General features: G+C 63.5%; 10 protein-coding genes, 1 tRNA gene and 2 riboswitches. Of the genes, 7 read left to right on the top strand and 4 right to left on the bottom strand.

From position 1 onward, the window contains the following. Positions 1-2: 2 nt before the first annotated feature. The 3 genes from BLU17_RS19695 (at position 3) to BLU17_RS32485 (ending at position 4,089) form a co-directional block, all read left to right on the top strand. On the top strand, positions 3-1,895 hold the full coding sequence (locus tag BLU17_RS19695) for a hypothetical protein (RefSeq protein ID WP_092000000.1): 1,893 nt from the start codon (positions 3-5) through the stop codon (positions 1,893-1,895). Further along, on the top strand, positions 1,895-2,689 hold the full coding sequence (locus BLU17_RS34570) for a phospholipase D-like domain-containing protein (protein WP_091999996.1): 795 nt from the start codon (positions 1,895-1,897) through the stop codon (positions 2,687-2,689). The genes BLU17_RS19695 and BLU17_RS34570 overlap by 1 nt, the downstream gene beginning before the upstream one ends. A gap of 938 nt (positions 2,690-3,627) precedes the next feature. After that, positions 3,628-4,089, top strand: coding sequence for a hypothetical protein (locus tag BLU17_RS32485; protein ID WP_143189291.1), 462 nt, complete (start codon positions 3,628-3,630; stop codon positions 4,087-4,089). A gap of 9 nt (positions 4,090-4,098) precedes the next feature. Here BLU17_RS32485 and BLU17_RS19685 read toward each other — a convergent pair whose 3' ends face one another. Together BLU17_RS19685 and BLU17_RS19680 are read right to left on the bottom strand one after the other, a co-directional pair. After that, positions 4,099-5,385, bottom strand: a complete 1,287-nt coding sequence (locus BLU17_RS19685) for a tyrosine-type recombinase/integrase (RefSeq protein WP_091999992.1) — start codon at positions 5,383-5,385, stop codon at positions 4,099-4,101. Between the two features lie 176 nt (positions 5,386-5,561). After that, a tRNA-Arg gene (locus BLU17_RS19680) sits at positions 5,562-5,637 on the bottom strand. 306 nt (positions 5,638-5,943) lie between these two features. On the opposite strand from BLU17_RS19680, the gene BLU17_RS19675 reads away from it, so the two are divergent. After that, positions 5,944-6,855 carry a c-type cytochrome gene (locus tag BLU17_RS19675; RefSeq protein WP_091999988.1) on the top strand — a complete coding sequence of 304 codons (912 nt, stop codon included), beginning with the start codon at positions 5,944-5,946 and terminating at the stop codon, positions 6,853-6,855. Positions 6,856-6,945: 90 nt separating this feature from the next. On the opposite strand, the gene BLU17_RS19670 is transcribed toward BLU17_RS19675, so the two are convergent. Together BLU17_RS19670 and BLU17_RS19665 are read right to left on the bottom strand one after the other, a co-directional pair. Further along, entirely contained in the window at positions 6,946-7,527 is a 582-nt protein-coding gene (locus BLU17_RS19670; RefSeq protein ID WP_091999985.1) for a hypothetical protein, read from the bottom strand. An 87-nt stretch (positions 7,528-7,614) separates the two neighbouring features. After that, positions 7,615-9,705, bottom strand: coding sequence for a UvrD-helicase domain-containing protein (locus tag BLU17_RS19665; RefSeq protein ID WP_091999982.1), 2,091 nt, complete (start codon positions 9,703-9,705; stop codon positions 7,615-7,617). 408 nt (positions 9,706-10,113) lie between these two features. Here BLU17_RS19665 and BLU17_RS19660 point away from each other — a divergent pair, with 408 nt between their 5' ends. From BLU17_RS19660 to gcvT, 3 genes are all read left to right on the top strand, one after another. Then, positions 10,114-11,163, top strand: coding sequence for an oxidoreductase (locus tag BLU17_RS19660; RefSeq protein WP_091999978.1), 1,050 nt, complete (start codon positions 10,114-10,116; stop codon positions 11,161-11,163). 213 nt (positions 11,164-11,376) lie between these two features. Next, positions 11,377-11,739, top strand: coding sequence for a hypothetical protein (locus BLU17_RS19655; protein WP_091999975.1), 363 nt, complete (start codon positions 11,377-11,379; stop codon positions 11,737-11,739). A gap of 214 nt (positions 11,740-11,953) precedes the next feature. Continuing rightward, a riboswitch (glycine riboswitch) is annotated at positions 11,954-12,054 on the top strand. Positions 12,055-12,122: 68 nt separating this feature from the next. Then, a riboswitch (glycine riboswitch) is annotated at positions 12,123-12,256 on the top strand. Between the two features lie 89 nt (positions 12,257-12,345). After that, positions 12,346-13,464, top strand: coding sequence for a glycine cleavage system aminomethyltransferase GcvT (gene gcvT, locus BLU17_RS19650; RefSeq protein ID WP_091999973.1), 1,119 nt, complete (start codon positions 12,346-12,348; stop codon positions 13,462-13,464). Positions 13,465-13,524: the final 60 nt, after the last annotated feature.

The raw sequence follows: 13,524 nt of genomic DNA, 5'->3' as shown, positions 1-13,524 counted from the left end.
CTATGGCCAACAAAGGTTTCTCACGAGGTCAGACCCAGGTTCTGTTCCGGCACCTCCCCGAGGCAATCTTCGAGCACGACGACTACGGTCTGTGCAAGGTGACTCAGGTTGCGCTCGGAGATACCGAGGTGAACCGGGACGCGCTCTTCGATGCAATGGCCGACGCTCTGGCGATGTGGCCCGCCGACTTCGCGACGAAATATCCCGACACCAGAGATGCATCCCGCAGGTCATACTACGCCATAGGCTCGCCCAGAGAGGTACGATTCACGCCGTATCCGCAAGTCTTCCGCTGTCGGTCATGCGCAAGAACTGGGAAGTTCACCGACCTCATCAAGCGCGGCGCATCGGCGGTGGGGCGTTGTAGTTGCGGCGGGAATCTGAATCAGATGCGCTATGTCCAGGCTCACAATTGCGGGCGTCTCGAGGAGCTTTACGTTCCGTCACAGCGATGCCCCGCCTGCGGCAGCGGCACAGACTTGGCGTTCTATGACCCTGGCCGAGTCAAGCAGGCACGCTGGTACTGCGCGAAGTGCAAGGCCGACGTTCAAGCACTGCGCATGACGCCTTGTAAATGTGCGTACAACAATTCGTTGCCGCCGGGGCCACGAGCTGAAAAGTTCTTGCGCGTCGTACCCACAGGTGATCCGTCGCTCTACATCCCCCACACAGTGGCCTTCGTCAACTTTCCCGAAGACGACCAGGGACGGCTGCGAGCCGCACCTGATGCCTTGCAACTGATGCTCGCTAGGACATGGGGCCTGCTGCGCGACAGCGTCTCCGATACCGTTCGGGAGCGGGCGAGCCTCGGCAAACCAGAGGACGCCGATATGACAGCGTCTCTTGTCGAGCAGCTCCGCAAGCTTCAGCCGAACAATCCGGTGGTTCGTGAGTACGACGCCAAGAAGAAACAGCCGAAAGGCCAAACCGAAATCGACCGAGTCAACGAGCTTCTCAAAGCCTGCAAAGTGACATCGCCCGGTGCGCCCCGGCGATGGCTGGCCGAGCACACAACACTCTTGGACAAAACCGACGTCAGCACCATCGCTGACGTCGCAAGTATGTTGCGGCGGTCAGGGGATGAGGACGGTGCCCTAGATATCGAGGAGGGCCAGCGCAAGGCATCTGAACTGCTCGGCATCGGTAATATCCGAGTCGTCAACGACTTCCCGCTTGCCCTCTGTGCATACGGCTATACCCGGACAGCGCGGGACCCATCCCGAACGATCATCACCCCGTTTCCGGTCGATGAACGCGGCCGAATTCCTGTGTATGCCATTGCTGCTGAGACCGAAGCTCTCTGGTTCGAGCTTGATCCGTTGAAGGTCTACGGCTGGTTGCTTCAGAATGGGATCACCGGTGGCACTATGCCTGCTTCACGCGAAGAGGCGTGGGCTCGCTTATACGTAGAAGTGCCGGGCCTTCGCGAGGCCCCGCATGAGCCGGCGTACGGCCAGTTGGAGGCGGTCGCTATCCGCACACTGCTTCACACCATGAGCCACCTCTTCTTGAGGCGCGTCGAGTGGAGCGGCTTCGCTCCGTCCAGCGTCGGCGAGTACCTCATCCCTGGCTCGCTTTCATTTATCCTGTACGCCAACCGCCATGCCGAGACCAAGATCGGTGGTTTAACAACGTTGTTTGAGCAACGCCTGAATACCTGGCTATGGGACGCTGTGCAGTCGGGCCGCGAATGCGTCTATGACCCTATCTGCGAAGACGATGGTGGAAGCTGTGCAGGCTGCACACACCGTGAGCACAGCTGCATCAGCTTCAACCGTGAGCTCTCTCGCGCGACTGTCTATGGTGGTCCGACGCCCCAATCCAGCGCATTCGAGGGGACGAAGCTCAAGCACGGATACTGGAGGGACGCGTGGAAGGCGGCGCCTGTCAAGTGATGGCCACGACGGCGATTTCATCGCGTATCCAGCGTCCTGAAGGGGTCCAACGGCTAGGGCAAGCGCTGTGGATGATGATCGGTCAGCGCATAGGCTCACACGAGGACTTGCTTTGGGCCAACTCCTTGCTCGGCAGGGGCGGTGAACGCCTCCTTTGGCAAGCACTATCGGACTGGCGTTGCTTGAGCGTAGAAGGTCAGCTGCTCGCGCGCCCGTTGGCAGCCCTTCTTTGCGCAGTATGGGACGCTGCGCCCGAGGCCGACGTGCCACTTCTGTGGACCCTGCCCGAGGGACTTCAGGTCGACGGTATCGATCCCACGGGATACGTTAACGGCGTCCGAGCTCTCATAAGGGGCTCGCGAGAGCGCCTAATACTCGTTGCGCCGTACCTAGAGGGTCAGGGCATTGGTCAACTGCAGGACGAGTTGCTCGGTGCGTTGGCTAGGGGCGTGTCGGTGGTCCTCGTGACGCAGGACGCGAACTCACTTGGATCGTGCGCCTCAGATTCGCTGGAGTCGCTTCGGCGTGAGGCAGGGGGGTTACCGGGGCGCCTCCTCGTGTACTCCGCGCCAGTTACCACACCGGTTCTGCTCCATTCCAAGCTTATTGTGGTCGACGGCGTTTCGGCGGCAATCGGTTCGGCCAATTTGACTGGCAATGCCTTGCTCCGGAACCTTGAAACCGGCGCTATCGTAGGCGCCCAGCAAGCGCTTGAGATCGAGCGTGTGGTCCGAGCTGCCATCGAGTTCGGCCAAGTGTACCTCGTGTTTTCGATCGAGCCGTCTCCACTCTGAACCGTTGTAACTGAGAGTGCCTCCTGACAGCTCGCAAGCGTTGCCGCAACTCGGCTGCCCTGTTGCGGAAGATCCAACGACGTCCGGTTCTGGAGATGCTGCGGCCACCCAGCATCCAAACATTCGAATGACTGGCACTTGTGGCGGCACTCATCCGTTTCGTTTACCAAAGCCGGCGGTCCGCATCCAGTCTAAAGCTGTCACTCAAGCGAGCTTCCTTGATAACGGCTGACATCCGATAGCCGCCCGCCGCGCCTCGATATCCGTTCTGGCTGCGATTAATAGTTAGGTACGGCTTACGCTAACAGCTGACCGATAGGATCCCCGTACCCAAGTCAAAGCCATGGTGCCGCAAACCGGCGCAAGCCTATCCTGCCTTCCCTTGTTTTTATGTCGCTTTTACGGAGCCTAGTCGAAGTTTTTTGCGTGCGGCTGACCAAGTAAGTTTGCGAGGTACCCATGCCCAGTTCGCTAGGTCGCCTGCGCCCGCCAAAAATTTTTCGTGAGGTTGAGCAAGTGCGTTTGCGAGGTACCCGTGTCCAGTTCGCGAGGTTGCCTGTTTCAGTCGGAAATTTTGCGTACCGAGTGCGCCGACCTCACCCCGCCCAGTCAAATAATATGCGTGCCCGATGTGCGAAAGTATCGAAGTTAAGTGCGAATCGGGCTTGGACTAGATGCGCCGCTTGGTCGAGGTCGATGTATGAGGTCTGCGGAGTTTACTTGCGCGCTCGATCACGCATGTCTTGAATGCGCCGGTCAAATTCCTTGCGTTTTGACATGTGTCGCATGCTCGCGACACGTCAAAAATAAAGCGAAATTCCGGCGTTGTCCGTGCGCGTCCGACACGTTCCATAACGATTCTTCGCACTAGAGACACGCGTTGACGAGCTGCGTGCAGCTTTGCAAAATGTGCTGACAGTGATCGACGGGAGCTCGTCATGCCGAATGCAAAGAGCTTTACTCGGACGCAACGGGATACGGCCGCACAGAACCTGGCAGCATTGCCTGAAAAGCCCGCAAGCGAACATCGCCTGAGTACGCGCGATATGGTGAAGTCCATCCAGGCACATATTCTCGCAGCACAAAAGAAGGGATATACCTTCGAGGAAATCGCCGACGTGATCTCCAAAGCGGGAGTCCGTGTGAGTGTCGGCACGCTGAAATACGCCCTGCGCGTAGTCGCCGAGGAAAAAAAGCATTCGCAGGTATCGGGTGGATCTGCGGGGACGGGAAATGCTCAGTCTTCGAGAAAAAGGGCAGGACTGACTAGTCCGGTACGCAATGGTCAATCGCACGTCGCTCCGCCACTGCGAGAGCGCGAGAAACTGAACAAACCGAGCATCACACCGATACGAGGTACGTTTGGGTTTCCGATCAGCCCAGACACCGAAAATCTCTAAGGCGACGGCTCAGGCAGTCCTGCTCACCAAGCGCAGCGTCCTAGCAGGCTTCGGAACGCTCCCCGCCGCTAGTTCATCGAGAAAATTGGCCCAGTCCTGAACCATTTCACGGCGCTGTTCAAGAAACGTTGCGCGATCGTAGCTATCACCCAGCTCCTCGCTTGATGCGTGGGCGAGATGACGCTCGATCACCTCCCGATCCCATCCGAGATATTCTCGGATCAGCGTGCGAGCCGTCGCACGAAAACCGTGACCAGTGATCTGCTCTTTAGTGTCATAACCCAGCGTACGTAGCGCACTATTGACCGTGTTCTCGCTCATGTAACGCGTCGCCTCGGAGCGTTTGGCGACACTGCGAAAAATCGGCCCTTTCGGTCCGGTTAGCGGGTGCAGATCTCTCAGGATTTCCATGGCCTGTGACGGAAGCGGCACCACATGCGCTGGCGTGCGACTATCCCGCTTCTTCCATTCCCGCATCTTCATTTTTTCCGGCGGACAGATCCAGACAGCGTCGTCTAGGTCGATATTCTCCCAGTGGGCAAAACGTAGCTGACCGGGTCGCTGGAACAGCAACGGAGCGAGCTGCAATGCCGCACGAGTAATTACATGGCCGTTGTAGGCTCGAATGTCGCGCAGCAGCTGTCCAAGCTGCTGCGGATCAGTGATAGCTGGGTAATGACGGCTGCGAACCGCCGGGAGCCCGCCTGTACGGCCATTCACAAAATTCTTGGCTGGTTCCAGAATGCCGGTATCGACTGCATACTGATATACATGTTGAATCGTTTCGCGTACCCGCATAGCGGTTTCAAGATTGCCGCGCTCTTTGATGCGGTGCAGGCAACGCACAACTTCGGTCGGCTTGATCTCCTCCACCGGAAGTCGCCCTACCCAGGGAAACACGTGCAGTTCCAGGTAGCGAATGATTTTCTCGGCATAACCGGCAGACCATTGGCGATCCTTTTCCGATGCCTTATGCCATTCTCGCGCCACCAATTCAAACGTGTTGAGCCGAGCTGCCTGTTCTTGCTCCCGCTTCTCGCGCCGAGCTTTTTGGGGGTCGATCCCGTCTTCCCGCCGCCTCATTTCCTCACGGGCCTTCCTGCGCGCCGCCGCCAGCGACACAATCGGATAACGACCAAGCGACAGCTTGATGTTTTTCCCATCGCGCATGTAGCGATAGACCCAGATCTTGCGAGTCGGCCGCACCCGCAGGTACAGCCCATCGCCATCGGGCAACCAGTAATCCTTTGCGCAGTGCTCCGCGTTTTTTACTTTTAAATCAGTGAGTTGTCCCATGATTTCGTACCCAAAAATGGCAAAACCTCGGTACAACCATTTTGGGTACGAAATTTGGGATATGCAAACGCCGGCTTTGGTCGGATTCCACCGGCTTTCCCCGGACGCAAAAATCCCGCAACGCCTTATCCGGCGGGGCTTTTCAGGATTTCATGGGATGACTACGGAAATGCGGATGGCGCGCCCGGCTGGGATCGAACCAGCAACCCCTGCCTTCGGAGGGCAGTACTCTATCCATTGAGCTACGGGCGCCTTGACTTGCGGGCGCCGCCGTCTAACCGAAGAACACGGGGAAGGCAGCGCCGAAGAGAGACCGAGAGAATAACCGGTTTCCGTTAAACCGTCCACCGCACGGGCCGCCAGCGGATTTGGGGGGCGCATCGCCGCGATATGCACGTCTGTCCGCCGCGCTCCGGGTAAACGCCCGCTGAACGATGTCCGCGTGCGCCCACCGGCCGGAAAACCTTCCGTCTATAATCGTCGGTGTTTGATCTGCCGCATGGCCATTGCCGTCCTGCTGTACCGCTCACCAAAAAACCAACGGGAGACGAGACAAGCATGAGCGAAGCACCCCACGGAGCCCCGATCAAAACGCCCGGTCAGCTGATCGCCGCTGTCATCGCCGGCTTTGCCGTCCCCATCGTCATCATCGTTCTGCTCGCCTACTACGTCGACAACACGACGCGCACCGGCGCAGGCACCGACGAACTCTCCGCCCAGCAAGTCGCCGCGCGCATCGCGCCGATCGCGCAGGTCAATGTCCGCGACGCCACTGCGCCGCGCGTCTACAAGACCGGGGAGCAGGTCTATCAGGCCGTCTGCTCGGCGTGTCACGCCTCGGGCGCGGCCGGCGCGCCGAAGTTCGGCAATTCCGGCGACTGGGCGCCGCGCATCGCGCAGGGCTACGACACGCTCTGGAAAACGGCGCTCTCCGGCAAGGGCGCGATGCCCCCGCGCGGCGGCACGAGCCCCGACGACTACAGCGACTATGAAATCGGCCTCGCCGTCGCCTACATGGCGAACCATGGCGGCGCGAGTTTCCAGGATCCGCCCAGGCCCGCACCGGGCGCAGCCAACGCCGCGTCGGGCGCGGCGGCAGCCCCGGCTTCGGAGGCATCGGGCGCCGATGCGAACGCCGCCCAGGCACAGGCCGCCGCGGCAGCGATCGCAGCCATCCCGCAAACCGCCTCCGCGCCCGCTGCGGGCGGCGGCGCACAAAGCGCCGACGCCTCGCAGGCCGGCAAGGCGCTCTATCAACAGGTCTGCCAGGCGTGTCACGCGGCGGGCGTGCTGGGCGCGCCGAAATTCGGCAACAAGGCCGACTGGGCGCCGCGACTCAAGGACCCGATGGACACGGTCTACAACTACGCGCTGCACGGCAAGGGCCAGATGCCGCCCAAGGGCGGCTCGAGCGCTTCGGACGCCGACGTGAAGGCCGCTGTCGATTACATGGTGAGCGCCGCGAAGTAAGGCGATCCGCGCGCGCGGCGCACGACTTTCCCCGCTCGTAGCGCTACGAGCGGGGATTTTTTTATCCGGCGGCCACAGGAAAATCGCGCGTCATCGCGCAGGCTGCGCAAATTCGCGCGCGAACGCAAACGACCCCGAAGCATCGTCGGCGAGTGCGCCGTAGCGCGCGGCCAGATCGCCGGGCGCGAGCCACGGATAGCTCAGGCCGTCCTGCAAGCGCGTGAGCAACGCGCCGTCCGGGTCATCGATTACATCCATTCTCGCAATGCGGATGTGGAATTGCACAACGCGCGGCGCGGCGTCGTTGGCATCGAAAGTCCACCGATAGGTGCCGTGCCCGATGCGCAGTGCGCCCGCCGCCGCCTCGCGCATCACGACCAGCCACGGCAGCGCGTCGATTACGCGCTCATGAGCGACAAGAGCTTCGGAGGCGCAAAGGTAGTATGTGCGGCAGTGCGAATAGCGCAAGCCGAAATCGCCGACCAGCGTCTTTGCGATCGCCTTCACGCCAACGCTTCGCGACGGAAACGCGATGTTCTGCGTGGCCAGCGAAAATGTCAGCACGGCCTCTGGCGCGAACGCTTCGTGAATGCGCGCCGGTTTCGTGTTGTCCTTCGCATCGATATAAGTTTCAAGCGCGTGACGGTAATGAGCGAGCAATGAGTTTTTCATGGTCCCGACGTGAGCAAACAAGGGAGGGGGCTCACTCTACTGCCAGGTACATCTCGAAAATCTAAAACATCCCCGCGCGCAGGGTCATCACCCCTTCTGCAACAACGCCTTCAAACTCGCGAGCCGGTCCTTCGGCGTCATCGGCGCTTCCTCGGCCGTGGGCGGCGGCGCGTCGTCGAGACCCATCTCCGGGATGAAGCGCGACGCCTCGCACACCACCGTCTCGCGCGCCCGCTTGCGCTTCTTGCACCAGTTCAGGTGCAGGCTGCGCTGCGCGCGCGTGATCGCCACGTACATGAGGCGGCGCTCTTCCTCGATGCGCGCGTCGTCGATCACGTCGTCGTCCGAGCCGCCGCGGTGCGGCATGATCCCCTCTTCCACGCCCACGAGGAACACGTGCGGATACTCCAGCCCCTTCGACGCATGGACGGTCGAAAGCCGCACCGCATCCGGGTCCTCTTCCTTGCCTTCGAGCATCGACATCAGCGCCACGGTCTGGATCAGGCCCATGAGGTTCTTGCCGGTGTCGGCCAGACCATCGGCACTGTCGTAGCCGGTGGCTTCGCTGTCTTCGCCGATCTCCGGCTCGGGCTTCGTGCCCTTGCGCTTGAGCCACTCCAGGAATTCGAGCACGTTCTGCCACTTCGACTGCGCCTGGCGCTCGTCGAAGGCGTCGTAGAGATACGCCTCGTAGTGGATCGCTTCCATCAGGTCGTCGAGCACGACGGTCGCCGGATCCTTGTGCGCGCGCTCGGCGAGGCGCTGCATGAAGTCGCAGAACACGCGCATCGGCTCGACCTGGCGCGCCGAGAGCCGCGCCTCGATGCCGCCCATGTACACGGCCTCGAACAGCGACACCTTCGCCTGCCCCGCGAACGCGCCGAGCGCTTCCAGCGTGGTGTTGCCGACGCCGCGCCGCGGCGTGGTGATCGCGCGGATGAATGCGGGATCGTCGTCGTGATTGGCGATCAGGCGCAGGTAGGCGCAGAGATCCTTGATTTCGGCCTTGTCGAAGAACGACTGGCCGCCCGAGAGCACGTACGGAATGCGCTCGCGGCGCAGCACCTGCTCGAAGATGCGCGCCTGGAAATTGCCGCGGTAGAGGATCGCGTAGTCGCGAAACTGCGCGCGCCGCTCGAACTTGTGCGCCGAAAGCCGGAACACGACCGACTCGGCTTCGTGCTCTTCGTCGTTGCAGGGCGTGACGGTGATGGAGTCGCCCATGCCGTGCTCGGACCAGAGCTTCTTCTCGAACAGCTTCGGGTTGTTCGCGATGACGTTGTTCGCCGCCGTGAGAATACGCACCGTCGAGCGGTAGTTCTGCTCCAGCTTGATGACGTGCAGCTTCGGGAAGTCCTTGCCGAGCTGCGCGAGGTTCTCGAGCGTGGCGCCGCGCCAGCCGTAGATGGCCTGGTCGTCGTCGCCCACCGCCGTGAACGCCGCGCGCGGGCCCGCCAGCAGCTTCAGCAATTCGTACTGGCAGGCGTTGGTGTCCTGGTACTCGTCGATCAGCAGGTAGCGCAGCTTGTTCTGCCACTTGTCGCGCACGGGCTCGTTTTTCGCGAACAGTTCGGCGGGCAGGCGGATCAGGTCGTCGAAATCGACGGCCTGGTACGCGTGCAGCGTCGCCACGTAGTTGCGGTAGACGATGGCGGCCTGGTGCTCGTCCTCGTTCGAGGCCGTCGCGAGCGCCTCTTCGGGCATCACGAGGCCGTTCTTCCAGAGCGAGATGATCGACTGGATCTTGCGGATGAAACCCTTGTCGGTCGAGCCCACCTGCTCCTGGATCATGGCGAAGCAGTCGTCGGCGTCCATGATCGAGAACTGGGGCTTGAGCCCGAGATGCTCGGCCTCCTGACGCAGAATCTGCACGCCGAGCGAGTGGAACGTGCAGACGGTGAGCTGGTTCACCGGCACCTTGCGGCCTTCCTTGCCGGGCGTGGTGAGCGTCTTGCCTTCGAGCAGCTTGCCCACGCGCTCGCGCATTTCGGCGGCGGCCTTGTTCGTGAACGTGACGGCCGCGATGTGGCGCGGCTCGAAGCCTTTCGCTTCGATGAGGTGCGCGATCTTCTGCGTGATGACGCGCGTCTTGCCGCTGCCCGCGCCGGCGAGCACGAGACAGGGACCGTCGAGATAGCGCACCGCTTCGCTTTGGGCGGAATTGAGGCCTGCGGACATCGTTGCTGGACTGGAAAAACGGGTAAAAGACGGGGTGCGTGCGGCGCGTCAAAGGGGCGGCATCGAAACGCCGCGGCCGCACCGCGCGAGGCGGCCGGACCGGCACGCGAGAGGTGCGATGTTAACACGGCGACCCGACGAAGCCCCGATGACGATCCGGACGAGGAGCCGCCCCGCATCCGGCGACATCCACCCGATCTCCGCCCGGCAAGCCACGCGGCGCGGCGCCCACGCGGCCGCCCGCCACACCGCGCCGCCGCAGCCTCGCCACCGCGTCCCACGCCGCCCGAATTCCCCTGCCCGCCACGCGCCCGCCCATCCCACCCGCCCCCCACCGCGTGCCACAATAAGCCCTCCGGCCCACCGCGGCCGCGGCTCGCGCCGCGCCGTCCCTTGAGGAATCGCCCCATGACTTCCCCGCTGCAAATCGGCCTGATGGGCTACGGCTTCGCCGGCCAGACCTTCCACGCACCCGTGATCGCGCATAGCGGCGCGGCCCGGCTTGCCGCCATCGCGACAAGCCAGGCCGATCGCGCCCAGGCCGATTATCCCGACGCCGCGATCGTCCCCGACCTCGACACGCTGCTCTCGATCGACGCCATCGAATGCGTCGTGATCGCCACGCCCAACGACACGCACTACGAGCTCGCGCGCCGCACACTCGAGCGCGGCAAGCACGTGCTCGTCGACAAGCCGGTCACGCTTACGGCCGGGCAGGCGCGCACGCTCGCAGCCATCGCGAAGCAGCGCGGCCTCGTGTTCGCGCCGTTCCACAATCGCCGCTGGGACGGCGATTTCCTCACCGTTCGCGAGCTGATCGCGGGTGGCGAGCTTGGCCGCGTGACGCATTACGAGTCGCATTTCGACCGCTTCCGCCCGCTGGTGCGCCAGCGCTGGCGCGAGGACGCCACACGCGGCGGCGGCCTGCTCTACGATCTCGGACCCCATCTGATCGACCAGGCGTTGGCGCTCTTCGGCGCGCCCGACTCGATCACGGCATTCGTCCACACGCGCCGCGACAACGCGAGCGCGCCCGACTATGCGCACCTCGTTCTGCGCTACCCGCACCACGACGCCGTGCTGCACGCGAGCGCGCTCGCCGCGTTCGCGCCGCGCTTCGCGATTCACGGCACGCGCGGCAGCTATCTGAAGAATGGGCTCGACACGCAGGAAGATCAGCTCAAAGCCGGACTGCGCCCCGGCCAGCCCGGTTTCGGCGACGGCAACGAAGCGGGCCGCCTGCACGTGCTGTGCGACGACGGCCAGGAAACCGGCCGTGAAGTGCCCAATGCGGCCGGCAACTACGCGGACCTGTATCGCGCGCTCGCGGCGGCGATCCGCGAAGGCAAGCCGTTTCCGGTGAGCCCGCAGGACGCCATCGACGTCATGACGCTGATCGAGCTCGCGATGCAAAGCGCCAGGGAAGGCCGCACGCTCGCATTCGTGCGTCAGTCCTGATAGCGCTGCGGCGCGGGTCGGGGCACCTCGATTCCGCGCCCGAGCCCGCGACCGCCGTTGCACTGTGCGCCTGCATTCGCCCGACGCCGCCGAAAGGCCCATGCAAACGGTTACATCCGGGCGCGGCAGCCTGGTCATCAGGCACCAATAGCCAGGCGTTTGCGGACGTGCCGCACAGGAAACGGAGCAGGACGCCATAGAAGGAGAATCTCGATGACCCGTTACCCTCGCGCTCTGCGCCTTGCCGTCGCCGGCGCAGTCGTCTCGATCCTCGCGGCCTGCACGGTCAAGCGGCCGGCGCCTCCGCGGCCCGCCGGGCCAGGTTCACACGAGGCCGCCGTCGATCGCCTGCACCAAGTCGATGGCCGCATCGAAAGCCTGAGCCATCGCATCGACACGCGCGTGGATCAGGGCTACTACCCGCCGCCCCAAGGCGGCGCGCTCCATCACCGCCTCGAGACGATCCACAGCGAAGCGCACGACATGGCAGCCCAGCACGGCGGCGGTATTTCCGTCGACGAGCAGCACGTGCTGAATCAGGAACTCGATACCGCCGCACGCGCCATCGGCGAATAGGCGCAAGCCAGGCGCGAGCCGCGCGACAGCGGTTCGTGCGCTTCGTCATGCGCGCCTCCCTGCCAGACGACCCGCCCCCGTTTTCCCCACGGCGCTGCGCAATGCACGCGGCCAGTCGGCGCAAGCCCATACCAGCATGCCTTCCGGCCGCCTCCACGCGCCGCGCGCAGAATTTTTCCGCATTGACACAGGCCCAAGGCGTCGCGCACAATCGCTGCGCGCGCCGGGAGAGCGCGCCGGTTGCCGCGATATGTGCAACCGGCGCCGCCGAAGGGGCAACCCACAAACTCTCAGGCAAAAGGACCGTGCGCGCCGGACCGCTGATTCGTCCGCTTCACACCCCGGGTCACACCCCAGTGCGAGGCAAACGGAACAGCCGACAAGTCCGCAACTCTGGAGAGCGGCAGTAGAACCGTGGCGCGTCGTGCACGCGCCGGACGTTCAGGCTGCCCACCGAAGGGGCGCGCGCCGGCATCAACGGCGCAATCTCTCAGGTACCGAGGACAGAGGGGCCATGCAGGAAATGACCACGGGCATCGTGCCCGCGGCGTTTCCTGCATGGCCTTTTTCGTTTTCGCGCGATTTTTCGTGACCCCCTGAGGCCCCATGACCGAACTCAAACGCACCCCGCTGAACGACACGCACCGCGCGCTCAATGCCCGCATGGTCGACTTCGGCGGCTGGGACATGCCCGTCAACTACGGCTCGCAGATCGACGAGCATCGCGCCGTGCGCACCGACGCCGGCATGTTCGACGTCTCGCACATGTGCGTCGTGGATTTCGCGGGCGCGAAGGCCCGCGCGTTCTTCTCCCGCGCGCTCGCCAACAATGTCGCGAAGCTCGCCGCGCCGGGCAAGGCACTCTACTCGTGCATGCTCAATCCCGAAGGCGGCGTGATCGACGACCTGATCGTCTACTACTTCGCCGACGATCAGTTCCGCACCGTCGTCAACGCCGGCACCGCCGAAAAAGACATTGCCTGGTTCGAGAAGCTCAACGCCGAAGGCGGCTTCGGCCTCACCATCACGCCGCGCCGCGACCTGGCCATCGTCGCCGTGCAGGGCCCGAACGCGCGCGAAAAAGTCTGGCAGGTCGCGCCCTCCTCGCGCAGCGCCACCGAAATCCTCAAGCCCTTCAACGCCGCGAAGATCGAGGCGACGCCGTTCGGCGAGCTGATGATCGCGCGCACGGGCTACACCGGCGAGGACGGCTTCGAAGTCGTGCTCCCGAGCGTCGCCGTATGCGAATTCTGGGACGCCCTGCAGCGCCAGGGCGTGAAGCCCTGCGGCCTCGGCGCGCGCGACACGCTGCGCCTCGAAGCGGGCATGAACCTCTACGGCCAGGACATGGACGACGGCGTCTCGCCGCTCGACGCCGGTCTCGCCTGGACCGTCGACATGAAGGAGCCGCGCGACTTCGTCGGCCGCCAGGCGCTCGAAGCGAACGGCGCGCGTTCGGCCTTCGTCGGCCTGATCCTGCAGAAGGAGAACGGCAAGGCGGGCGGCGTGCTGCGCGCGCACCAGAAGGTGCTCACGCCGCTCGGCGAAGGCGAGATCACGAGCGGCACCTTCTCGCCGACGATGCAGGAATCCATCGCCTTCGCGCGCGTGCCCCAGGGCGTGCAGCCGGGCGACCTCGTGCAGGTGCAGATCCGTGACAAGGCGCTTCCCGCAAGCGTGGTAAAACTGCCGTTCGTGCGCAACGGCAAGGTGCTGGCCGCCTGATCCGTGCGCTCGACCGCACAACGGGCGCGCGCACGCTCTCCCCTTTTTCGAAGCCTCAAA

It is taken from the genome of Paraburkholderia lycopersici (genome assembly GCF_900096975.1).
Classification (GTDB): Bacteria; Pseudomonadota; Gammaproteobacteria; order Burkholderiales; family Burkholderiaceae; genus Paraburkholderia; species Paraburkholderia lycopersici.
Note: the sequence above shows the minus strand (reverse complement) of the source record. Positions and strands in the feature narration are given on the sequence as shown.